The 23193-nt window shown below is 52.5% G+C and carries 17 protein-coding genes; 10 read left to right on the top strand and 7 right to left on the bottom strand.

All coding sequences use genetic code 11. The features are described 5' to 3' along the window. Positions 1–268 precede the first annotated feature (268 nt). The 3 genes from H6F94_RS00760 to H6F94_RS00750 all read left to right on the top strand — a co-directional run bounded on the left by H6F94_RS00760 (position 269) and on the right by H6F94_RS00750 (position 4096). Positions 269–634, top strand: a complete 366-nt coding sequence (locus H6F94_RS00760) for an SPOR domain-containing protein (RefSeq protein ID WP_190800322.1) — start codon at positions 269–271, stop codon at positions 632–634. Positions 635–738: 104 nt separating this feature from the next. Further along, entirely contained in the window at positions 739–1503 is a 765-nt protein-coding gene (locus H6F94_RS00755) for a FecR family protein (protein WP_190800321.1), read from the top strand. After that, entirely contained in the window at positions 1484–4096 is a 2613-nt protein-coding gene (locus H6F94_RS00750; RefSeq protein WP_190800320.1) for a CHASE2 domain-containing protein, read from the top strand. Before H6F94_RS00755 ends, H6F94_RS00750 begins: the two co-directional genes overlap by 20 nt. Positions 4097–4202: 106 nt before the next feature. Here H6F94_RS00750 and pyrE read toward each other — a convergent pair whose 3' ends face one another. Further along, a complete protein-coding gene (gene pyrE / locus H6F94_RS00745; RefSeq protein WP_190800319.1) occupies positions 4203–4796 on the bottom strand; it encodes an orotate phosphoribosyltransferase in 594 nt (197 codons plus the stop codon). 268 nt (positions 4797–5064) lie between these two features. Here pyrE and H6F94_RS00740 point away from each other — a divergent pair, with 268 nt between their 5' ends. From H6F94_RS00740 to H6F94_RS00730, 3 genes are all read left to right on the top strand, one after another. Continuing rightward, complete coding sequence (locus H6F94_RS00740) at positions 5065–6108, top strand: Gfo/Idh/MocA family protein (RefSeq protein ID WP_190800318.1); 1044 nt, start codon at positions 5065–5067, stop codon at positions 6106–6108. Between the two features lie 1309 nt (positions 6109–7417). Then, complete coding sequence (locus tag H6F94_RS00735; protein WP_190800317.1) at positions 7418–7978, top strand: helix-turn-helix transcriptional regulator; 561 nt, start codon at positions 7418–7420, stop codon at positions 7976–7978. A 218-nt stretch (positions 7979–8196) separates the two neighbouring features. Next, the gene (locus tag H6F94_RS00730; protein WP_190800316.1) at positions 8197–8415 is read left to right on the top strand and encodes a hypothetical protein; all 219 of its coding nucleotides are present in this window, start codon (positions 8197–8199) and stop codon (positions 8413–8415) included. Between the two features lie 85 nt (positions 8416–8500). On the opposite strand, the gene H6F94_RS00725 is transcribed toward H6F94_RS00730, so the two are convergent. After that, positions 8501–9319, bottom strand: coding sequence for an LmeA family phospholipid-binding protein (locus H6F94_RS00725; RefSeq protein ID WP_190800315.1), 819 nt, complete (start codon positions 9317–9319; stop codon positions 8501–8503). Between the two features lie 100 nt (positions 9320–9419). Beyond that, complete coding sequence (locus H6F94_RS00720) at positions 9420–11225, bottom strand: proline--tRNA ligase (RefSeq protein WP_190800314.1); 1806 nt, start codon at positions 11223–11225, stop codon at positions 9420–9422. Between the two features lie 446 nt (positions 11226–11671). On the opposite strand from H6F94_RS00720, the gene H6F94_RS00715 reads away from it, so the two are divergent. Genes H6F94_RS00715 through H6F94_RS00700 form a run of 4 tightly spaced genes read left to right on the top strand, consistent with a single transcriptional unit; the run spans position 11672 to position 14366 of the window. Beyond that, positions 11672–12397, top strand: coding sequence for an energy-coupling factor ABC transporter permease (locus H6F94_RS00715; protein ID WP_190800313.1), 726 nt, complete (start codon positions 11672–11674; stop codon positions 12395–12397). Between the two features lie 37 nt (positions 12398–12434). After that, complete coding sequence (locus tag H6F94_RS00710; protein WP_190800312.1) at positions 12435–12773, top strand: PDGLE domain-containing protein; 339 nt, start codon at positions 12435–12437, stop codon at positions 12771–12773. 25 nt (positions 12774–12798) lie between these two features. Further along, entirely contained in the window at positions 12799–13575 is a 777-nt protein-coding gene (gene cbiQ / locus H6F94_RS00705) for a cobalt ECF transporter T component CbiQ (protein WP_190800311.1), read from the top strand. A 23-nt stretch (positions 13576–13598) separates the two neighbouring features. Then, a complete protein-coding gene (locus H6F94_RS00700; protein WP_190800310.1) occupies positions 13599–14366 on the top strand; it encodes an energy-coupling factor ABC transporter ATP-binding protein in 768 nt (255 codons plus the stop codon). 55 nt (positions 14367–14421) lie between these two features. Here the strand turns inward: H6F94_RS00700 and H6F94_RS00695 are convergent, their stop codons facing one another. The 4 genes from H6F94_RS00695 to H6F94_RS00680 form a co-directional block, all read right to left on the bottom strand. After that, positions 14422–16386, bottom strand: coding sequence for a GAF domain-containing protein (locus H6F94_RS00695; protein ID WP_199320100.1), 1965 nt, complete (start codon positions 16384–16386; stop codon positions 14422–14424). 69 nt (positions 16387–16455) lie between these two features. Then, the gene (locus tag H6F94_RS00690; RefSeq protein ID WP_190800309.1) at positions 16456–17022 is read right to left on the bottom strand and encodes a carboxymuconolactone decarboxylase family protein; all 567 of its coding nucleotides are present in this window, start codon (positions 17020–17022) and stop codon (positions 16456–16458) included. A 167-nt stretch (positions 17023–17189) separates the two neighbouring features. After that, the gene (locus H6F94_RS00685; protein ID WP_190800308.1) at positions 17190–21833 is read right to left on the bottom strand and encodes a WD40 domain-containing protein; all 4644 of its coding nucleotides are present in this window, start codon (positions 21831–21833) and stop codon (positions 17190–17192) included. Position 21834: 1 nt separating this feature from the next. Continuing rightward, a complete protein-coding gene (locus H6F94_RS00680; RefSeq protein WP_190800307.1) occupies positions 21835–23148 on the bottom strand; it encodes a P-loop NTPase fold protein in 1314 nt (437 codons plus the stop codon). Between the last annotated feature and the right edge of the window lie 45 nt (positions 23149–23193).

The raw sequence follows: 23193 nt of genomic DNA, 5'->3' as shown, positions 1-23193 counted from the left end.
CGCTGATCTGCTCAGCTGAGTTTTAAAATCTTGCAATTGGGCAAGACAAACTTCTATAGAGTTCCAGACTGGCCAGCGCTATCATGAAGCACACTGCGAACGAGCCTTGCTGGTCTTGCGGTCATGATTGACCTGTTTAAACCTGGTCTCTAGAAGACCACTGAACAGATCTAATAGCTGAACCTGGATAAACCCTACATCAACTCACAATTGGGGAACTCTTGGCTCAGTGCCAACGCAGTGGCAAAGCCCCTACTTCCTACCGCTTATGGTTGTGCATTCATTTACAGCTCTGATACCGCTTCTGATGCTGGGTCAACTGCTGGGTCAACCGCTCCTCGCTCAGCTGCCACCCCCCATCTCCAATCCTCCTCCCAGTCAGAGGCAAGGCACCGTCCTCTTGGGGCAAACCCGGGACACTCCCTACGTTGTTGTAGTGCCAGGCAACTCTCAGATCCTTGACCGGCTTCAGCGGTACATCCCAACCGCCTTTCTATCCAACTCGCGGCTCGGTCGCTATGTCCAGGCAGGTGCTTTCGCTAATCGTGGCTCAGCAGAATCGTTGAGTCACCAGCTACGAGACCGTGGGTTTGATGCCCGCGTAGCTTACAGACCAGTTCGCTCGGCCAGATGATGAAACACCAGGCAAGGCATCAGAACAAACATTGGCTGAACAAACTTTGGACCCTGGGGCTTCTACTTCCTGCATTGGGCCTGTACAGCCTCACACACGAGACAATGGCTCAGCCTTTGCAGGTCCGCGTCAACCGCTGGCTGGAAGTTCGTCAGGCCGTCGGCAATGTCACTTATCGTCGAGCTCAGGCGACGCAAAGAGCTGGAGTTGGCACTCGCCTGCAAGCGGTCGGTGATGTACTAGAGACCGGCAACCAATCCAGTGCGACGTTAGCAGTGGACACTGGCATCGGCTCAATTGATGTTTCTGAGCGCACTCGGCTACAGGTTCAGCAACTCACCGCGTTAGCCTCTGGTGGGCGGATTACACGGCTTCAGGTCACAACTGGACAAGCCCGGCTACGGCTGCGCCCGTTCACCAACCCAAATTCGAGACTAGAGGTTCTAACCCCCGCTGGCTTAAGCGGGGTCCGAGGAACGGTGTTTGGCGTTAGTGTGCAGCCCAGTGGCAAAACCGGGGTCGCAACCTTAGAAGGCAGCGTGGTCGCAGCGGCTCAGGGCCAATCGGTGCCGGTCACTGCTGGCTTTCAAAGTTCGATTGTGCCTGGAGAACCCCCCTCGCCCCCTGTCCCCTTGCGGAACGATACGCGCCTAGCCTTGCAACTGCTCACGGCAGAAGCTCCTCAGACCGCTCACATCATTGGTCAAGTTGACCCGGTTAATTTGCTAACCGTTGCCGATGTGCCCCAAGACGTTGACCAGAATGGACGGTTCGAGGTCAGGCTGCCTCTGCCTGCTGATCGGCGCGTCCGGGCAGTTGTGACTACACCACTGGGTAAACAACAAGTCTATGAACTGGCAGTTCCGTGAGTTAGGTTGGCGCATCCTACCGGGAGGATTCACCGCCCTGGCAGTTGCTGCCCTGCTGAAGCTAGGTGCCTGGCAACCTTTGGAGCAGCTCAGCTACAATGCCCTGTTTCGCCTGCGCGGGCCGATCGCCTGGGATGACCGGGTTGTGTTGGTGGCGATTGATGAGACTAGCCTGCGCGAAGCGGGTTATTTTCCCTGGCCCCGTCAGCGTTATACCGAGCTGCTGAACGTTCTAGCCAAGGCGCAGCCTAGCGTCGTCGCCTTCGATTTGCTGCTGGCAGAGCCCAGCCCAGAAGATGCGGCATTAGCCACAGCGATGGAACGCCAAGGTCAAGTTGTGCTGGCCCATGCCTGGGACAACATTGGCGCTCCCTTGCGGCCGAATCCCCAACTACAAGCGGCAGAACTGGGTGAGGGACATATTCGCAAGCAGCAGGACAGCGATGGTCTGACTCGGAGCGTGGAGCCATCGGTTCAGGGCATCCCGGCGCTAGCGATTGTCGCAACCCAGGCCTATGGGCTAATTCAAGACCCAGTTCCCATGCCCAACCTCCAGCACAAGCTGTGGGTGAATTGGCCGGGTCCGGCGCAGCGAATGACCCAGTATTCCTTTATTGATGTCATTCGCGGCAAAATTCCAGCCGAACGTTTTCAGGGCAAGATGGTTCTGGTCGGGGTAACGGCTGTGGGTATCGATTCGATGCCGACCCCTTTCAATGCCACGCCGCCTGCCAGCGGTGTCTATCTGCACGCCGCGGTGATCAATAATTTGCTACGGCAAAACTTTCTGCAAGTGCCAAGCGATCTCTGGCTGTTGCCAGTGCTGCTTTTGGGGGGACCGGGCTTGAGCGCTCTGCTGACCCGCTGGCCGGTGCGGCGACAACTGCTCACCTGGCTGGGGCTCTGTTGCGGTTGGGGCAGCTTCGGTTTGCTGTTGTTTGTATCGGGTTACTGGCTGCCAATTGCTGCCCCTCTGGTTTTGTTCAGTTTGACGACAGGGGCGGTGATTCTATCTGACCGGGTCCGATCCGATGCGCTGTTGCAAGCGGAGAGCGAGTTCCTGGCAACCATGAGCCACGAGATTCGGACGCCCATGAATGGCGTAATCGGCTTAACGGACCTGCTGCTGGAAACGGAACTAACGCCTCAACAGCGAGACTATGTAGAGACGATCCGCAGTAGTGGTGATGCACTGCTTGCCCTGATTAATGACATTCTTGATTTTTCAAAAATTGAATCTGGGCGCTTGGAGTTAGCAGAGCAGCCTTTTGAATTGCGCCCTTGTGTTGAAGGAGCCCTGGCTCTGTTATCGCCGCAAGCGGCTGCCAAGGGAGTGGCGCTTTCTGCTGTGCTGGCTCCCTCGACCCCCATTGCGATTGTGGGGGACAGCGCTCGCCTGCGCCAGATCTTGGTGAATTTGTTGGGAAATGCCATCAAGTTCACCGAGCGCGGCAAAGTGGTGATTTCAGTGAGTGCCCAAGCCTTGCCCGCAGCCAGTGCAGGAGACTCAGACTCCACTCAATACGAGATCTGCTTTGCGGTTCAGGATACAGGCATTGGCATTCCTGCCGAGCGCATGGACCGCCTCTTCAAGTCCTTCAGCCAAGTGGATGCTTCGATTAGCAACCGCTACGGCGGGACCGGCCTGGGCTTGATGATCAGCAAGCGGTTAAGCGAGTGCATGGGAGGACGGATTTGGGTTGAGAGCCAACTCGGTCATGGCTCAACCTTTTCGTTCACGATCAAAGCTTGGTCTACTGCGATTGCTGCTAGTCAGACCCAGGTCAACTCCCAATCATTACCCCAGGCTGAGCGGGCTCCCCTACGGATTTTGCTGGCTGAAGATAATGCCGTTAATCAGAAGGTCACAATGCATCTCTTGGCACGCTTAGGCTATGAGGCAGACTTGGCCTCCAATGGTCTAGAGGTGCTGCAAGCGCTGCATGATCGACCTTATGACTTGGTGCTGATGGATATGTACATGCCGGAAATGGACGGCCTGACAGCCACCCGTCGCATTTGTCAGGAATGGCCGCCAGATTCCCGTCCCCGCATCGTTGCCATGACTGCTAGCGCCATGGAGAACGACCGCAAGGAATGCTTGAAAGCCGGCATGGATGATTTCATCAGTAAACCGGTTCGGCTCGAAGGTCTGGCCCAAGTTCTCACCCAATCCCAGGCTACTGTCCTGCCCCTTGCAGCTGCATCAACGGCCGTAGACATAGAGCCAGTCGTAACAGCACCAGCGATTGATCTCAGACTGTTACGAGAGACCTGGTTAGCGGGTCGCGAGCGTGGCTCGGGCCTACTGGCTGAGCTGATTGCGGTTTATTTGAGTCATACACCAAAGTTACTTGAGGCAATTCATGCTGCTATCGCCCAGGCGGATGCCGACGGACTGCATCAATCGGCCCATGCTCTGAAATCAGCTAGTGTCAATTTCGGAGCGCAAGCCCTATGCCAGCTTTGCGAGGAACTGGAAGTCATAGGTTACGCCGGGTCGCTAGAGGGTGCTGCTGAGCGGGAGCCGCAGTTAGATAACGAGTATGACAGAGTCAGAGCTGCCTTGCAAAAGGAGCGTGCGGGAGAATAAGCCCAACCGGATGTGCTGCGCTCTTAGTTTGTGCTCTTTATTAGTTTGTGCTCTTTAAAAGAGTGTCAAGAAAAGAGTGTCAAGTCTTGCTCAACTATTGCTCAACTTATGAATGCTGACCGGCTTGCTGCCGAACCCGTGCTTGCAAATCATTGATGGTGAAGGCTGCAGCAAATTGTAGACCTTGCGCGGCGTAGAGTTCGGCCCCTCCCTGTAGACGGTCTAGCAGTGTCAAGACTTGCTGAACCTGATAACCTGCGGCTCGCAGACGCTCTACGGCTTTGAGCGCCGATTGGCCAGTGGTGACTACATCCTCCAGCACAGCCACTTGCGTACCGGGAGGTAATTGCGGACCTTCAATCCAAGCCTGGGTGCCGTGACCTTTAGGCTCTTTGCGCACGATCAGAGCGCTCACTGGTCGCTCAGAACTGGCAGAAACCACACTCACCGCAGTCACGATTGGATCAGCACCTAAGGTTAAACCCGCTACTGCTTCCGCTTCTGGTTTTAACATTGAGCGCAACACCTGCCCTGTGCGCAGTGCCCCCTGTGGGTGAAGGGTGACTTCTTTGCAATTGACGTAGTAGCTGCTCTTTTGTCCAGAGGACAGGGTGAAATCACCTTCCCGATAGGCCCGTGTCACAACTAAATCCAGTAACTCGGCACGGGCAGTGCTCAGGTCAAACCCTAGGTCAAACATGGCGGGCTCCAAAGGGCAACACACAGACCGTTAGCTTAAGACATCTAGGCCCCTTTGGGCACGAATCGTCTTTCCCTGACGTCAGGTTGGGTACAGCAGCGCAGTCCAGAGTCACAACCCCAGAGTCACAACCTATGTCCGTTTCTTGCTGCCATGCCTGGGCACGTCCTGTAGCCTTGACGACCTCCAAAGGCTCCTACCCGCCGTCAACAGGGATTTGCGGTAGTCTTTTGAAGTGTGCGCATTAAAAGTTCATGGTGTGAGAAGTATGAACGCCTTCATGTCTCGTGCTCAGGTTGAGCCGATTCGGATTGGAGTGATCGGAGTTGGCAATATGGGGCAGCACCATGCGCGGGTGCTCAGCCTTCTTAAAGATGTCGAACTGGTGGGAATTTCAGACGTCAACGTGGAGCGGGGCCTGGATACTGCGAGTAAGTACCGGGTCCGTTTTTTTGAGGACTACCACGACCTGTTAGCCCATGTAGATGCCGTTTGCATTGCGGTTCCCACCCGCTTGCATTACGACGTAGGCATGACCTGTCTCCAGGCAGGGGTACATGTCCTGATTGAGAAGCCGATTGCGGCGACCCTCAATGAGGCTGAATCCCTGGTTAACGCGGCGGCTGAGTGCAACCGTATTCTTCAAGTCGGCCACATCGAGCGATTTAACCCAGCCTTTGCCGAGCTGAGCAAAGTGCTCAAGCACGAAGAACTGCTGGCTCTGGAAGCGCACCGCATGAGCCCCTACTCCCACCGGGCCAACGATGTCTCGGTAGTGTTCGACTTGATGATCCATGACATCGATCTGTTGTTGGAACTGGTACCCGTGAGCGTTAGCAGCCTGACCGCCAGTGGCAGCCGCGCTTCTGATTCGGGCTACCTGGACTACGTGACTGCGACCTTTGTGTTCGTCAATGGCGTAGTTGCCACCTTGACGGCCAGCAAGGTCACTCATCGCAAACTGCGTCGGATTGCCGCCCACTGCAAGAACTCACTGACTGAGGCAGATTTTCTCAACAACGAAATTCTGATCCACCGCCAGACTATTGCTAATTCCACAACAGATTACGGTCAAGTTCTCTACCGTCAGGATGGGTTAATCGAAAAGGTCTACACCAGTAACATTGAGCCCCTGCACGCAGAGCTTGAGCACTTTGTTAACTGTGTGCGTGGCGGCGAACAGCCCTCAGTGGGTGGCGAACAAGCGCTCAAAGCTCTGCGCCTCGCCAGTCGTATCGAGCAGATGGCGCTCGACGGTCGGGTTTGGCAAAAGGTGCCCACGATGGTGGACTCGCAATTGCAGGCCTGCTAAGGACTGCTCCTGGGAGGCTGACCGACTGACTGGATCAAGCTCTGAGCAGCCTGATGCAAGAACTTCAATGCTGTCCTGGCTGGAACCACGGGCACGGTGAGTTGGACAGCCTCCGGCAAAAGCCTGTGGCAAGAGCTAGGTGCAATAGCAGTTGTAAATTTTGTGCAGAACCGACAAGTTGAGAACCTCAGCGTTGATCGGGTAGCAGTCCTATCCGGCAGTACCCTTGCTGGGTACCCTTTTTCTGCTTTATTTTCTGGGCTGTGCAATTTGGGCAATCCCGATGTATTCCCAGACACTAATTTATGTATTAGGTTGTATTGGCTAAACTCTATTCTCTCTGGGCAACTAGCATACCCTAGCCTTTGTCTTCGTAAATATATCCTTGCTTATTGAGGAGTGTCTACAGCAATTCTATGTTGTGGCCTTGCACCTACTACTCTACTTACTCTCGTCCATAAACCGCTCATTGCACGCGAATACTTGTACCAGTTTGGAATGAGTGACTGTAGCTGCTTGTCAACCATTAGCAAAAGTTGGTCAATATCAAAAGGATGAGTGGTAACGCTAACTAGTCTGTATTTATATTTTTGCAGTACACCTCTAAAATCACTCGACTGAGTGAGGACAATCCATTGCTTGATCTGGTTAGGAGTTTAATGCTTTAGGTGCCTTGTTAGTTCTCTCACTGTCGATACAAGCTTAAGTGTTGACGACAACTTTCTGGACAATAGAAGTCAATGAAGTGGCGCAGATCACAGAGTAAGCGTCATTGAAAACACCTGAACGAGTAGAAACCTACCGGATAGTGAAGTAGTTCGATTTAGATTGAAGAGGAATGTATTGAATCGCACTACGAAAGGTAGTCTTAGTCACAGATGTCTATTTGTTTACTTTAGAGTCAAGCTCTGCTAGAGCAGTGAGCAACTAGTCCAGTGCTCATGAACGCTAGAAGCTGAGTTCACAGAATTAAATACAGAGACTAGCTTTGTAAGAGCGTTAATGCTTTTTAAGCTTGCGAAAATCTTCCGGATTGTGATTTGGATCGCCGGAAGCCTAATACATGAAGCTCTAACACGCCCCACATTTTTATTGTTTGATGCCTTGCTTGAGCCGAGGGCTTAGCAATCTCAGAGTTGCTTCTCTCGTGTCCCCATATCCGTACTGTATCGAAGCTACTCGTCTATAAGGCAAACAGCTTCGCTGCTCTCCTCTTTCTTCTTTAGTGGGCTGGTCGTTCCGGAATATCTGCGTCTGTTAGTAGATCGCGAATTCATAAAACTACCTCTGCCGAAGGGTCATCACTTCTATGGATTTAGACCAATTGCTCTATCAGGCAATTCTCGAAGAATTTGGCCATGGAGTTTTAATCATTACGCCAGATAACCATCTGGTTTACAGCAATCGTCAGGCCCATAACATCTGCCAGCAACTGGCTTCTAATGATCCCCATACGCCCTCAATTCCCAAGCTCGTGTGGTATGCCTGTGAATGCTTGATTCGGGCTCAGGCGGACTCTCCTGGCAAGCGAGTCATTGTCGATTACAGCATTTCTCCAGACCAAAAAGTTACTGTCCGTATCACAGCGCGCTGGCTTGAAGTCGCTTCAGCCCATTCTCAAAACCCGACTCAAGGTCACAAAGGGCAACACGTTCTAGTCATTCTAGAAAGTAGCGTTCCGCTTGATGCTGAGGTTATTCGGGCTGTCCGACCAGACTATGGCTTCACTCCCCGTGAAGCAGAAGTCTGGTCTCAAGCAAAGGCAGGCAAAACCTATAGACAGATTGCGGAGGAGCTATACATCAGCCTAAACACAGTGAAGAAACACATGAAAAGTGCCCTATCCAAAGAGCGTTGTCTTGAGGAATAGCTGCTAGCCCTTCTGTAAATTATCTTCATAAAAAATTGTATAGAAGGGCTAGTGGCTTAAAGCTACGGTCGTTTGCAGAACGGTTGCTTGCAAAAATGAGCCTCCGGATGGAACCGAAATTTGAATACCCACGGTAGTCTGATCAGAATCAAACCTTAAGTGACCTTGAGGTGTGAGGTTATTGGCGGTTAAAGACTTTGATTCTGCTGAGGCACAACATGATTCCTTATATCTTCAGAGACTACAACGCACCTGAAGCCGAATCTCGCGCAGCCCTGCTAGAGCGCAAGCTCAAGTTTCTGCGGGAGATGCGCGCTGGCCTGCAATTCAAACTCTCTGGGATCAGTGCTGATATCCACTCTTTGGAGCAACAACTCCTAGAACAACAAGCTCTCGCCAGCTCCCCTGCCCCCTCTAAGACTCTGACTCTACGCTAGTTAATAATTCAAGTTTTTGGGCTCAAGCTTTTTTCGAGATGCGGCTTGGGCTCAGTTCTTGAATTAGCGCCTTTGATTAGAGCACTCAGGGCCGTTCCGTTTCTCCAACCACCCGTCGAGACCGCCGCCCTGACCTTGCAGGAAGTTGATTTGTGCGTACATAGGCGACTAGTTCTAGCTCTCCAGGCGTGCTGTTGAGTTGCAGAACTCTAGCGGTGATCCCTTGGCTCTGGAACCGTCGCAGGTCATACTCTTGGCTCAAGCCGTCCAACAAGCGTTGGTAGAAAGCTAAGGGAACAGGCTGCCCATTGAGGGTCAGGCTGGGCTGGTTGAGCAGCAGCCGAGCTCCCTGCTGCACTTGAGGGGCGGCTTCAAAGACTGCGGTCAGAGCGTTAGGGTCCTGGTTGCCACGTCGTAAACTGCCCCGCAGGCGAATACGGCCATTACTCAAGAACTCAACCTGAGGTTCGCTCAGCGTATATCCAGGCCCTAAGCCTCGGCCTAGCCGCTGCAATTGGCATTGGGCGGCGGGTGATTGCAATGCCTGGTTGAGATCTTCCGCTCGCAACACCAACCGCACTGCTGCACCTAGAGGCCGACGCAACTGCAAGCTACTAGGGTTCAAGTCGATGGGGTCAGTTTCTAGATCCACCGCTTGCAGCCGCAGAGTTGCCCCATTATCCCGACGGGTCGGACGCAGCACCACTCCTCGCCCTGCCACGCGCAGCCGGTCAACGTGGCCCTGCAAAATTTGGTAATTTGGCCTGTTGTCGATGCGCACTTCTAGCTTGTCTGCGCTTTGAATTTGATCGCGCAGCAAACTCTGGCTGAGGCGTTCTGCCACGAGGCCGCCACTACCCGCGAGGCTGAATAGCCCTGAGAGAATGAGAGCAATCAACTCCATCTAGTTTCCTTTCGGCACCGATTCGTTGGATGTCTATCTGTCTGAGTGATATCTGTGAGTGATATCTGGGTCATGTCTGGTCATATCTGGGTCATTGCGTCTATGCCTGCGCAATCGCGTCACCGATCCAGCTCTGGAGTGTTGCCACAACTTCAGTCAGGGGCAATTCTGTTGACTCAGCTGTTGCCCGTTTGACAACTTCTACCTTGCCCTGTTTCAGTGAGCGCCCAGTCACGACCCGGAAGGGAATACCAATCAGATCGGCATCTTTGAATTTGACCCCGGCCCGCTCTTCGCGATCATCGAGCAGAGTTTCGACCCCAGCAGCGTTTAAGTCCTGGTAGAGCTGGGTGGCAGCCTCGACTTGCTCAGTGTCCTTGAGGTTGGGAATCACCACGATCACCTGGTAAGGGGCAATCGCCACTGGCCAAATAATGCCGTTGGCATCATAAGACTGCTCGACTGCTGCTTGGGCCACACGGGACACGCCTACCCCGTAGCAGCCCATGAATAGGGGCTTGACGTCCCCAGTTTCGTCGGTGAAGGTTGCGCCCATCGGCACCGAGAATTCGACCCCTAATTGAAAGATGTGCCCGACCTCAATGCCCCGAGCACTCTTCAAGGTCTGGCTGGGATCATGGATGGCCCGGTCTCCAGGACGGGCTTTGCGCACATCCACGATGCGTCCAGGGGTTGGATATTGAGCCCCCCAATTGGCGCCGACCACGTGATAGCCCGTCTCGTTAGCACCGGTGGAAAAACCCTGGGTTTCGGTGGCGGTCTTATCCGCTAGCCGCAAGAACTTGGGCACTAGCCCCTTGGCTCCAGCCAGCGCTGCATCAGGCAAGTCCGGTGCGATGTAGCCCAACGGGAGAGGCGCAACCCCCCACTTCTCAGAATCAGCTACGTCCAGCTTCAGCACCTTGCTGGCCTGGTAGTCTGCTGCCAGGTTGGTCAGTTCGTTGTGCAACTTGACCTCGTTGACATCCTGATCGCCGCGAATACTGACGAGGACGGCAACCATCGTGCCATTGTCGTAAACAGCCTGATACAAAACGTTCTTGACGATGTTGGTCGCCTCGCAACCCAGGAAGGTGCACATGCGGTCAACCGTGGGTGTATCTGGGCAGGCAAGCTTCTTGAACTCCTTAAAAGGAGAGGGCGCCGCTTTGGGGGGCAGCGAGACGGCTTTTTCTACATTGGCTGCATACTGGCCATCATCGGTGTAGAGCACCTCGTCTTCGCCGGCTTCTGCCAGGATCATGAACTCCTGAGAGGCACTCTTAGCACCGCCGATCGCCCCGGCATCGGCCTCCACAGCCCGATACTTTAGCCCGCAGCGCTGAAAGATATTGCAGTAGGCGGTATACATCGCCTGATAACTTTTCCTGAGACCTGCCTCGTCGGCATCGAACGAGTAAGCATCTTTCATGATGAACTCCCGCCCGCGCATCAGGCCAAAGCGAGGCCGGATCTCATCTCTAAACTTGGACTGAAGCTGATAGAGATTCAGCGGCAGCTGGCGGTAGGAGCGGACCATGTCCCGCGCGATTGCCGTGATTACTTCTTCATGAGTCGGGCCGAGGCAGACTTCACGCCCCTGGCGGTCTTCTAGCGCGAACATAATGCCTTCTGCCGTGTAGGTGTCCCAACGTCCGGACTCCTTCCACAGCTCCGAGGGTTGAAGTTGCGGCAGCAGGCATTCTTGAGCCCCGGCAGCATTCATCTCCGAGCGCACGACCTGGGACACTTTGTTTAGGACTCGCCACATCAAGGGCAAGTAGGCGTAGAGACCGCTGCCAACGCGGCGGATGTAACCAGCGCGAACCAGGAGCTTATGGCTGGGGATCTCGGCATCTGCCGGGTTTTCCCGCAGGGTGACAAACAACATCTGTGACAGTCGCATGGTGCTCTCTCCCGGTCGCTCCTAGTTCTTGCCCCACAGCAGGGCCTATCAAGGTTTCTCTCGTCAGTTTATCTGGCTAGCGGCAACCTGAGCAGGGCAATCAACAACTGTAGATCGCCAATAAAACGCCAAGATCTAGGTGCAAACGCGAGAGAACGTAGCGGGTTCGGTGCCCCTAGGGGGGATTTCAGAACTGAAATATTCGTGGTAACAATGCTCCTGAGCTACCTCGATAAATTCAGCCTGATGATAGTTTTGCTAGTCACAAAGGCACAAGACATTTGGATAAAAGTCTGAAGTTTTCTGTTTTTCAAAAAATGTCAGCAATCATGCTTGAGATGAGGTTTTGAAATCAGAACTTCGAACGGTTCATACCGACTAGCACCTAGTAACAGGGGTGTCCACTTGTGATCTCAGCAGTTTTATCTGGCCCTCTATCCAGCCCTATGTTTTCCAACTATTTAGCCTGGAGCATCCAGCCCCGATTGGCATTGCACATCCCAGATGGCTTCCTGAGTTTGCCAGTCAGCCTGGTGTTTTGGGTCGTGACCATTGGGTTTCTGGCATTGGCCCTTAATCGGGTACAGACAGAACTTCAGGAGCGTACAGTTCCCCTAATAGGAGTCTGTGCAGCCTTCATTTTTGCGGCTCAGATGATCAACTTTCCGATTCCCGGTGGCACCTCCGGTCATCTGGTTGGTGGCACCCTGGCGGGGGCCTTTTTGGGGCCGTGGGCCGGTTCCTTGGCTGTAACTGCTGTATTCATCGTTCAGAGTATCTTTTTCCAAGATGGGGGCCTCACTGTTTTAGGGGCAAACATTTTCGTCATGGGGTTGGTTGGTACCTTTGGGGGTTACTACATCTACAAGAGCATTCGCTATGTTTTAGGACGTGATAATCTGCGCAGCGCACAAATCGGTGCGGCAGTGGCTGCCTGGGTTAGTGTTGTCGTTGGCGCAGTTATTGTCGCATTTCAACTAGCGGTGTCAGGAACAGTTCCGTTGGTGGTGGCTCTAAGCGCGATGACCTTTTGGCATGTACTAATCGGTATAGGCGAGGCGCTGATTACAGTAGTGGCACTCAGTTTCGTCTGGCGTTCCCGGCCTGATTTGATTTTTGATCCACCGCGTAAATCCCTGGCACCATTCTCTCGTCCGCCTGTTGCCCGCTAAGCCTTTTGCCAATGTTTCATCCTGCCATTGAGACCCTATGGACAACAACTCTCAGAGAAACCGTAATTTTGTTTTGGCTGGTTTGGGCACCGCTTTGCTGATTGCCCTTTTTCTCTCCCCGTTTGCCAGCTCTGATCCAGATGGTCTCAACCGTGTCGCTGGAGATCTAGGTTTTGATCAGCGTGAGGCTGCTGAACCCCCGGCTCAGAAGCTTCCCTTCGCTAGCATCTTTGACGGTTATGCCGTTAAGGGCGTGCCTGAAAGTGTGGCAACTCCCCTAGCTGGCTTTGTGGGTACTCTGTTGACCTTCGGCTTGGCCTGGGGATTGGGCAAGCTAGTCGCGCGTAAGTCTGACTCTTCTAGCGATTTGCCATGAGTAGCTTAGGTGGCGATTCGATCTGATGCTGCTTCTACATATCGGCGCGTTTCGTCTTGACGTAGATAGTCATCAGCGAGCCCCCTGGCAATCACTCGCGCCCCGCACCCGGTTGTTATGTGCCTTATTGATGGTCTTTGCCATCGCCCTCACGCCCAATGGGCGGTGGTGGACTTGGGCAATTTATGGTTTGGGCCTAATAGGAATGATTCTGTCCAGCCGGATTACCTTACCTGTCTTGCTGCGGCGGGTAGCGATGGAGTCTGTGTTCGTCAGCGTTTTGCTGCTCAGCACTCTGTTTAGAGAGGGTGGTGATGTGATCTGGCAGTGGGGCTGGCTGCAAATTACGACCGAGGGGCTGGAGGTACTGGGGAGTGTGACGCTCAAGGCCTTGCTGTCCCTGCTGACGCTCAACTTGCTGATTCTCACCACCTCAGTCCCAGCCTTGCTGCATGCCCTAGTTTCCCTTCGCACACCGAAGTTATTGGTGGCAATTCTCGAGTCTATGTACCGCTATATTGCGGTCATTCTTGAGGAGGTCAGTTGCATGCGACGGGCTGCAACTTCTCGCAATTTTTCCGGCAACGGTCGCTGGCAACGCCAAGTGCTTGGCAACATGATCGGAATTCTGTTTATCCGCTCTTTTCAGCGAGGAGAACGGGTTTATCAGGCGATGAAGTCGCGGGGATATCAGGGGCTACCGCCAATACGTGAGCTGCCTAAAGGTGGACGGCGTGATGTTCTAGCGCTAACCCTGGTAGCTGTCCTGACTCTGCTGGGACAGAGTGTTTATCTGCTCTAGCGATCTCTGTAATTATTCCGTTCATGCATCACAATCCGATTTCAATTCAGCAGCTAAGTTACATTTACACGGACGGTACTCAAGCCTTGCGAGGTGTAGATTTAGAGGTTCGGGCTGGTGAAACGATTGCCCTAGTGGGTGCCAATGGCTCTGGTAAATCGACGTTGCTGTTACATTTCAACGGCATTTTGACCCCCCAGTTCGGTTCTGTAGTCGTTGGTGAATGGCCAATCGAACCTCAAAATCTGCAACACATCCGCAATTTTGTTGGTTTAGTATTTCAGAATCCAGACGACCAATTGTTCATGCCAACCGTTTGGGATGACGTTGCTTTTGGTCCTATGAATCAGGGCTTGAGGGGCAATGAATTAGAACATCGCGTCACCCATGCTCTGGTCGATGTCGGCCTTAGCCCCAGTGATTATGCCCAACGCAATGCCAACAATTTATCGGGCGGTGAGAAAAAACGAGTGGCAATTGCTGGGGTACTGGCCATGCAGCCTCAGGTTCTGGTCTTTGATGAACCCTCCGCACAATTGGACCCCCGCTCTCGTCGCCGCTTAATTCAGCTAGTTGAAACCTTGCCCCAGACCAAACTTATTGCAACTCACGATCTTGATCTAGCACTTGAGCTGTGCGAACGCACTGTTGTTTTAAGCCATGGTCAGATTGTTTTTGACGGTCCAACCGAGCAAGTGCTCAGCAACTCAGAATTTTTAGATCAACATGCTTTAGAGCTACCCCTAAGCTACAGCTTGCCCTACTGCCAGCTTGAGCATGCACCAGTTTAGCTTTCGCTGAGCTTCAATAGGAGCTTGTTAGAAAGAGACTTGTTAGAAGCGACACTCAAGCGCGCAATGGCAAATGAATGCGGAATTCAGTGCCCTTTCCCGGCTCACTGAAGCACTCGATTCTTCCTTTGTGTTCCTCGACAACAATTTTGTAACAGATTGATAGGCCAAGCCCGGTGCCCTTGCCGACTTCCTTCGTGGTGAAAAAGGGATCGAAAATGCGATCGCGAATGGCAGCTGGAATACCAGGACCATTATCGCGAATGGCAATGCTAACCCAATCCGGCTCGCTCCATAGGGTTGTAACGGTTAGCTCGACCGAATCAGCACCTGCATCAACACTTGCATCAAGGGCATTGCTCAACAAGTTCATAAAGACCTGGTTGATCTGACCGGCGTAGCATTCGACCAGTGGCAAAGCGCTGTAACGGCGCGTCAATTTAACGCTCGGTTTGAAGCGGTATTGCAGCAGCAGCAGACTACTCTCTAAACCTTCATGCAGATCGACTGATTTACGCTGAGCCTGATCCAGACGGGAGAAGTTGCGTAAGGTGCGCACAATATCCCGCACTCGTTCTGTTCCTTCCCGCATTGATTTCAGCAGTTTGGGAAAGTCTTGGCGAATGTAATCTAGCTCAAACTCGTTATTTAATCGAACGATTTCTGCTGGCGGCTCCGGACTGCGAGCAGCATAGGTAGCAATAACTTGCTCTAGGATCTCAACGTACTCCTGCGCGTGGGGCAAATTGGCATGGATGAAGTTAATCGGATTGTTGATTTCATGGGCTACCCCCGCTACCATCTGTCCCAGACTTGACATTTTTTCGCTCTGGATAAGCTGCGTCTGAGCTGCCTGCAACTCCTCTAGTGTCGCTCGCAATCTTTCTGCCTGACCCTGGAATTGTGCTGCTGAAGCTTGAATTTGCGCATGAAGTTCAGCCTGACTAATGGCAATGCCAATGTGATCGGCCAAACGTTGTAGCAAGTCAATTTCTGAGTCCTGCCAAAGCCGAGCAGCACTGCACTCATGAGCGACCAAGAGGCCCCAGAGGCGAGAGCCGATCAAGATTGGCACAATTAAGTTAGCCCGGACCTTCAGGCTACGCAAAAACTTCACATGGCAGGTATCTAAGCCAGCCGCATCAATATCAGAGATGGCACGCACGCGTCCACTAGCGTATAGATGGGCGTACTCTTGGCTGAAGCAATTGTCTTGACCAGTATCACCAAGGGTTGAAGGCCAAGGGCTCATGACTTCCTCAACAATGACTTGTCCTTCCCAATCTTGGTTGAACTGGTAAATGACTACCCGGTCAGTATTGAGAAACTGGCGGACTTCACGCACAATCGCTTTGAGGATTTCGCTAAGCTCCAAGGATTGCCGAATGCGCAGAGCAATCCCTCCCAACAAGCGTTCTCGCTCTGTCTGTTGTTGTACCTGAAGCTGAAACTGTTGCAAGGCATAGAGCGCTGTGCTAGTCCGTTCATGGGCCAAAATAGAGCCCAACTGGCCTGCAAGCTGAGCGACTAGTAAACTGGCAAGATTGCGCCAAATTATCGAATAGGCATGAGCCGTTTTAGAGCTAAAGTTTAAGCTGCCAATTATTTGATTGCCAAAGCAGAGCGGCAGCAACATGAGCGAACGGGCATCATCACAGATACCGTTGTCAGTTGTTGCTATTGGGGTTTGCTCTAGTGGCAGGTTTTTTACATCAGTTACGAAATAAGGCTTTGCTTCTCGAAAAACCTGGCCTGGCCAACCAGCGTCCATCAGCAATCTTTGTGCCGGTTTTTGCTTGAATTGTTCTGGCCCAGTAACATCCACCAACCAATAGCGATCATCGTCTGGCTCAACTCGAATCGCTAATGTGCAACGGTCGAAATCGAAGAGCCAGCGCAATTTACGGCTAAGGATTTGTTGCAAGCCCTCAAGATCAACTGCCGTACTGAATTCGCCTGCTAACTCTGCAAGCAACCAGAGCGATTCCCCGGTTATAGAAGCATTAGGCGACGGATCCACAGAGGTCTAGGCTCGAGCTGGCTTTGGAAGAGTGTCCTACTCACAACTGCTGGAAAGCAGGTTTTCCCCTCAGGGCTGACTAGGATCTAGTGACAAGAGATTGGCAACTGTACAAATTTGCTCAAACAGGGCCACGGTGGCCACGAGTTCAAGCTGCTCCTCGGCCTCTAAGCCAATACTAGCCAAAGCCTGAGCTGTTGAGGTACGCAACTGCTCCCAGCTTGGCCCTGAGTTTCCCTCGGTTGGGTTGGCGTAGGCAGCACGAGTGGCCACGGCGGTTGAGGCGAAGTTGAGCGCACCCCGAGCCATGCGGCTAATGCCATAGGCTTCGTAGTTACCTTGGCTAACCGCTTGAAGTGCCTGCTGGTCAACTCCTTGCAGGGTCAGGCTGTGCAGATGGACAACCCGTACATATTCACAATGGGTGGCGTTCGCCACAACCAAACCCACCATTTCCTTGAGCACCCTAGGCAAGTGTCCTTGCAACACCACCGTTCGGAACTGGCCCCAAAGATGGTTAAGTAAGTCCGGTTGGGACTCCAGGAGCCGAAAGATCCGGGGAACCATGCCTGCTCCCAGTTCTTGTTCGATCTGGTCAAAGGTTGGCTGAACAGCCACAAAAGACTCAGGGGGCATGGGCTGGCTTCTCTCAGGCATGAGTCAGATCCATCCTAATCACTTCCCCTAAGGGGCGACCAGTACATTGACAACAGAGCAGCTTTACAAACATCGATTCTGTCCAAGTCCGTAATTCAACTGCACAGGTAATGACACCAATGCCAGTGGTACTAAGACCAATGACATCAATTACACAGCTGGCGATCATCAGTACTGACTTTGGGATGAGTCCTCAGATAGTCCCGTAGATGGCTACACCCTCGGCTCAACAGTCCACCAAAATCCAGCGTCTCTGCATTCCACAACTTAATGCTGTGGTCCGCGCTAGCTGAAGCAATCTGGGCACCATCAGGACTAAAACTCAGCCCAGTCACCCAATGGTTATGGCCGGTGAGCGTTTTCAGTAGAGTGCCCTCCAAAGTCCACAAGCGAACAGTTTTGTCAACACCTGCAGAAGCTAACGTTTTGCCGTTGGGATTGAAACTGACCGCTAAAACTCGTTGGCTGTTTCCCTTGAAGGTTTTCAGCAACTGCCCCTCCACCGACCAAAGCTTCACGCTGCCATCAGCACTGGCCGAAGCGAGGAGTTCACCATCTGGACTAAAGCTAATACTATGGACCCAACTCTGGTGACCTTTGAGGGTCCGCAGCAGTTGGCCATCTAGTCGCCACAGCTTGATGGTTCGATCCGCACTAGCTGAGGCCAAAAACTCTCCATCTGGGCTGAACTTGACGCTGTGTACCCAACTCTGATGACCTTTAAGAACCTGGAGCAGGTTTCCCTCAGCGCTCCAGATCCGAATGGTTTTATCGTCACCACCAGAAGCCAACAGCTCTCCGTCCGGGCTAAAGCTGATGCTGTGTACCCAACCATAATGGTCTGTCAATGTTCTAAGAAGATGACCCTCTGTAGACCATAGCTTGATAGTGCTGTCTGCCCCTGCCGAAGCTAACTGATGACCATCTGGGCTAAAGCTCACTTCCGCAATTTCGCCGTGATGTCCTATCAGGGTATTGATCAACTGGCCCTCGGTGCCCCATAGCTGAACGGTGCCCTCCGCTCCCGCCGAAGCGAGCAGTTGACCATCTGGGCTGAAACCTACTGTCCAAACGCTGTCTTCGTGTTCTTCGAAGGTCTGCACCAAAGGTCCATCTAAGCTCCAGAGCTTGATGCTGGCATCGTCGCAGGCGGAGGCCAGAATTGGGCGGCTAGAACTGAAGCTAACGTCTGTAACCCAGCCGCCGTGTCCATTGAAGCTGTTCAGCAGGCTACCGCCATAACTCCAAAGCTTCACTGACCCATCAGCACTGGCGGAAGCAATCATTTGACCGTTGGGGCTAAAGCCCACACTATTGACACCGCCGCCGTGGCTATCGAGGGTACGTAGCAATTCACCCTTTAAGGTCCAGAGCTTCACCGTTCGATCTCGACTTGCGGAAGCCAGGGTTTGGCCATCTGGGCTGAAGCTAACACTGTAGACTCGGTCTGTGTGCCCATTAAAGGTGCGTAGCAAGCGACCATCTAAGTTCCAGAGTTTCACCGTTCGGTCAGCACTTGCGGAAGCCAGGGTTTGACCATCTGGGCTAAAGCAGACACAGCGAACTCCATCTGCATGACCGCTGATGGAGTTGAGTAAGCTACCGTCCAGTTTCCAGAGCTTGATGGTTTTGTCCCAACTAGCCGAGGCTAGCAACTCACCGTCTGGGCTGAAACTCAGACTGTTGATATAGCTGCCATGACCGCTGAGTGTTTGCAGTAAAGTGCCATCGAGTTTCCAGAGCTTGATGGTTTTGTCCCAACTGGCCGAGGCCAATAACTCTCCATTGGGGCTGAAGCACACGTCGTACACACGGTCCGTATGCCCTGTCAGCGTGCATATAAGGGCGCCATCCATTCCCCAAAGCTTCAACGTTGAGTCCCAACTGGCGGAGGCGAGTAGTTGACCGTTAGGACTGAAGCTCACCGCCCAAACTGCGCTGCTATGGTCTTCTAAGCGATTGCGCTCCTGAGTCTCATACACAATCTGCTGTAATGCACCCAGCGTGGAGCTAGGGATATTGGTCCGCATTTCAGTAAGCCAGCGTACCTGGTGTGCTGCCTTAACGGCTGCTAGGAGCGCTTCCAGCTGTTTGTTGGCCTGAAACAGGGCCTTGGCGCTGGAAATTAGCGTTTCACTCTCTTTCTTGCGCAGTTCCACCATCGCGGTTAGAGAGCCTGCCTCTCCTTGTCGCCGGATCACAGGGACTAAGTAGTCATGCACGAGTTGGTAGCGATCAGTTGGGACCTCAGGCAGTAGGAAAATGAGGCCAGAGCCCACTAGAATTTCCAGAATTAAATCGAGTTGGTCTGCTTCTGAAGCCAGCTCATCCGCTAATTGCTCGCGGGTTTTGGGTGGGCGGGTGCCATTGGCATTAGTCAGCGATAACAGCACCTGTTGCGCCGCAAACTGGCTACGAGGGCCACAGGCTTGAACAATTTCCCGTAGTGAGCGCTCTACTAGTTTCTGTTTAGGACCGAGCCGCCGATACTGGGCCAAGGTAACAATATTCTCAGCCTGTAATTGAGCGCCAACAATTTGTAACTCAATTGGGCGAACCGAACCTAAGTCACCTGCTAAATCCCACACCAATTCATCGACTAGTGCTGGCTCCAAATAAAACTGAGCTCGTTGAGCCAGGTTCTCAATGACCGAACGGGCATCATCGGGTGAGAAGTTGCCTAACGGATAGCGGTTTTGACGACTTAGAATATCAATTTCCTGCAAGCCACTATTGCGTTCGAATTCCAACAAATAATGCAGGTAATCTTCGCGCAATGAGAAAATGATTTTGACAAATGGAATTTTAAGGCAAGCGCTTAAAAAACTAACAAATTCATGACGCTGAGCAGGTGTATTGCGAATAAAGAAAAATTCTTCAAACTGATCAAAAATCAGAACAGTAAGCAGGTTTTGCTCGCCATTCTGACCGAGTTGCTTGAGAAGCATTGTCGCTTTAGAGGTAGGCGCTCTTGACGATGAGGGTTCTTGCACTGGGGGTTCTTGCTCCACATGCAGCAAATCGCCCAGTAAACCTTTCCAGTCCGTGTAGCTCCTCAGCACGACGGGACGTACATCGCGGCCATTAATCGCCCCCTGACGGAGTACTGGCGCTAGTCCTGCGTTAACAATTGAGCTTTTACCCACGCCCGATTCCCCGTGGATGACGGTGATGGAAAAGTCATTGCGTCCAATACGCTCAATCAGGCGATTAACATCTTGAGTGCGGCCAGAGGCAGCAATTTCTTGATTGGTAAGACTCGTGCCGGGAAGGGCTGGATCCAGCTTTTGGCGATTGGGCTGAAGCTGCCCAGCACCCACAAAAGCACGAAAGCCGTATTGCTGCTCAATCGAGCGCTGCTCTTGCCGAAGTTGAAAGGCTTCAAAATATTGTCCTTGCTCAAAATGGAGCGAGCGCAGCATCTCCAGAATGCGAATGTAAAGCGGTGGATTGTATTGATGCTGTGTCTCTGCCTGCGCTATTTTTAAATTCGTCTCAGCTTCTGTAAGCTGTCCAAATTGCTCCTGGGCTCTAGCCAATAAAAGTCGATATAACCCTTGCCGATATTGCCGAGCCCAAGCGAGCTCCGCTGCTTGATGTTCAGGAGTACTATAAGTGCTGTCGGCTGGCTCAGCCTGCTCTGCTTCGGCCAAAATCTGCAATGACTTTTCGGCGTAGAGCTTGGCCTCCATCCAGGCCGAACGCACCAAGGCAATCTCCGCGAGGAAGCCGTAATCCTGCGCTAGCCTAGGCCAATCTCGATAGAGTTCATGCAAAGTTAGAGCTTGGGTAGTCAGAGCTTCTAGCTCGTTCCAGTTGCCCAAATATTGCAGAACTTCGCCTAAGCCGTTAACGAATTTAGCAACTAAGTCAGGACGCTTTGCTCTTTGAAAAACTGCAACACAGCGCTGGCAATACTTCTGCGCAGCCCTCCAAGCTGAGCGTTGTTCAGATCGATGTAAATCAGCGTGCTTCAGCCACCACAGACCTAAATAAAATAGCAGGACGCCCTGTCGTTCCAAGTAACGACTGTGTTGCCAGAATGCTAAGCTGCGCTCGTAGGATTGCCGCGCCTCCTCCATACGGGCTTCTGCATAAGCATCTCGCCCTAAGACAAATTGGAGGCTGGCTTCCAATTCTGGCTCTAGAGTCTCTCCCCACTGGCGCAAATCGTTCAAAGCCGTTTCTAATTCAAAGCGGCGACGTGAACCTGCTTCGATTTCCAGGGCCGAATCTTGAACGAATCTGCCTGAACCTGCTGTGAGAATCTTGGTGAATAGTTGATCGGCGTTGTTACGGAGGCCAGTAATCAGCTCTTCGGCTGAGGCCAGAAATTCAATAGGAGGAGCCGCCCAGCTATTGAAATCAGGGGCACACTTAATCAGCTTTTTGAGACCATCATCATTGAGCCAGAGGACCAGAGGAAACTGAAAATGGCGACGAAATTCATCGCGCACTTGATTGGTCGATAACAATACTGCTGGTGCAGGATCTTGACCGATCGCCGACTCTAAACCCAACACCACTACAGCCGGAGGCTGCTGCGAACCGACGGCTGAGCGGACAGTTGTGAAAAGAGTTTGGGTTGGCGCACTGAGAGTGATTTCTTGAATTGCCACTGGGCACATCTGGTGCAGGCGCTCCATGAGCTTCTGCCGCAGGTTGCTGTAGTTGCAGCGGACTAAAATAAGCGCAAATCGACCTTGAGACAGCCGGATCGAACGAATGAGCGTCTTTAGCGACTGTTCGTTACGGGCCAGAATGGCTTCAGAGCGGCTTAGTTCAGCCATATTAATTCAGGCAAAATTTAAACCGATTGGACTCAGCCAGAATCGGATTAACCCCAAACCAGCGACCTTGATCATCCCGGTACTCAAACACGAACATGCTACGCAACAGCCGTTCGTGTCCAGCCTCGCCGGCCACACTCTGTTGCTGCACCACCTGCCGCAACAGTTCCCATTCGTCATCCATGACTGAGGCTGTGCGATTGTCTCGATCAGCACGAATCACTTCCTCTAACACGGTGCGAGAAATGGGAGGATCTTCCTGTTGAATGCAACCGTACAGCAACCCTAGTAAATTGCGCACATGACCACCGCTTACTCGGCAGAGCCGATCTAGAGTTTCTGCACTATCAAATAACTCGGTGCATAGCGAGAGCCGCTCTCCAGCATCAACCCGAGGGAAAGCCCTAGATAAAACCATCTGCCGCAGCAGTCCCATGCCTTCCTGGCATTCGCGTCCATCGCGAAACTGAACCGGCACCATAGGTAGAACTACAGGAGTGACGCCGCTAAAGCGGTTCTGAATAACCCCTAGTTCGTTGGAGAAAATGAGCACTAGTGGAATGGTGTAAACCACGTGGCAATTCAACTTGCCCAGTTGTTCACCCCGATCGACAAATAAATACTCTGGTTGTGTTCGACCAGAAGCCATTGGACGGACATCAACCCGATCTAAATTATCAACAATGACAACTAGACCCTTTTTGCCTTGGCGTCGCAATTCCTGATTGGCATGGCCTAAGAGTTCTTCATTAATTGAAGTGAGGATGCCTTTCGTTCTTGGCTCTAAGTATTGCCGGAGCTGGTTACGAAGCTTAGGGCTATCTTTCGTCTTAGCCGTGATTTTGGCGATGCCCAACGACAGTTCTGCCTCTGCATTTAAATCGAGAGGTGTTCTCAAGAAATCAGCAACTTCTTCAAAAAGATTGCTGAAATATTTGGGACGCAGCCTAATTTTGAGCGTTTCTAAACTCTCGCTGACTTGGCGGGCAATGGCTAGCAAAATATCGGTGATATCGATGTCGCCCATATCTAGGTCCTCGTTGGACTCAAAATAGACGACATGGAAACCTTGCTTCTCTAATTCTGCTTTGAGTCGAAACAATTCGGTTGATTTACCACAACCGATGTGACCGGTGAAAAGCTGGCAGGTAGGCTTATCTGGAGAGAGGGTGACGGTCCGGCCTAAAGTCCTGATAATTTTGCCGCCGCGCACGGGCGAAAAGTCGATGTAGTATTGGCGATCTTCCTCCCGCTCAGCCATAAGCGTCTTGCTGGGATTGCATGCCTCAAATAGCCGTACGATGTCTAGTTCCATTGCACCCTAGTTCTTAAACCCTGATGCTTGTATCGTTCCCTCGGG

The sequence above is a fragment of the Leptolyngbya sp. FACHB-261 genome (assembly GCF_014696065.1).
Classification (GTDB): Bacteria; Cyanobacteriota; Cyanobacteriia; order FACHB-261; family FACHB-261; genus FACHB-261.
This window is presented reverse-complemented; position numbering and strand designations above follow the sequence as displayed.

Excerpts from the sequence above, each read along its gene's own strand:
- H6F94_RS00760 (WP_190800322.1), top strand. The coding sequence starts at position 269 with ATGGTTGTGCATTCATTTACAGCTCTGATACCGCTTCTGATGCTGGGT.
- H6F94_RS00755 (WP_190800321.1), top strand. The coding sequence starts at position 739 with ATGGCTCAGCCTTTGCAGGTCCGCGTCAACCGCTGGCTGGAAGTTCGT.
- H6F94_RS00750 (WP_190800320.1), top strand. The coding sequence starts at position 1,484 with ATGAACTGGCAGTTCCGTGAGTTAGGTTGGCGCATCCTACCGGGAGGA.
- pyrE (WP_190800319.1), bottom strand. The coding sequence starts at position 4,796 with ATGTTTGACCTAGGGTTTGACCTGAGCACTGCCCGTGCCGAGTTACTG.
- H6F94_RS00740 (WP_190800318.1), top strand. The coding sequence starts at position 5,065 with ATGAACGCCTTCATGTCTCGTGCTCAGGTTGAGCCGATTCGGATTGGA.
- H6F94_RS00735 (WP_190800317.1), top strand. The coding sequence starts at position 7,418 with ATGGATTTAGACCAATTGCTCTATCAGGCAATTCTCGAAGAATTTGGC.
- H6F94_RS00730 (WP_190800316.1), top strand. The coding sequence starts at position 8,197 with ATGATTCCTTATATCTTCAGAGACTACAACGCACCTGAAGCCGAATCT.
- H6F94_RS00725 (WP_190800315.1), bottom strand. The coding sequence starts at position 9,319 with ATGGAGTTGATTGCTCTCATTCTCTCAGGGCTATTCAGCCTCGCGGGT.
- H6F94_RS00720 (WP_190800314.1), bottom strand. The coding sequence starts at position 11,225 with ATGCGACTGTCACAGATGTTGTTTGTCACCCTGCGGGAAAACCCGGCA.
- H6F94_RS00715 (WP_190800313.1), top strand. The coding sequence starts at position 11,672 with ATGTTTTCCAACTATTTAGCCTGGAGCATCCAGCCCCGATTGGCATTG.
- H6F94_RS00710 (WP_190800312.1), top strand. The coding sequence starts at position 12,435 with ATGGACAACAACTCTCAGAGAAACCGTAATTTTGTTTTGGCTGGTTTG.
- cbiQ (WP_190800311.1), top strand. The coding sequence starts at position 12,799 with ATGCTGCTTCTACATATCGGCGCGTTTCGTCTTGACGTAGATAGTCAT.
- H6F94_RS00700 (WP_190800310.1), top strand. The coding sequence starts at position 13,599 with ATGCATCACAATCCGATTTCAATTCAGCAGCTAAGTTACATTTACACG.
- H6F94_RS00690 (WP_190800309.1), bottom strand. The coding sequence starts at position 17,022 with ATGCCCCCTGAGTCTTTTGTGGCTGTTCAGCCAACCTTTGACCAGATC.
- H6F94_RS00685 (WP_190800308.1), bottom strand. The coding sequence starts at position 21,833 with ATGGCTGAACTAAGCCGCTCTGAAGCCATTCTGGCCCGTAACGAACAG.
- H6F94_RS00680 (WP_190800307.1), bottom strand. The coding sequence starts at position 23,148 with ATGGAACTAGACATCGTACGGCTATTTGAGGCATGCAATCCCAGCAAG.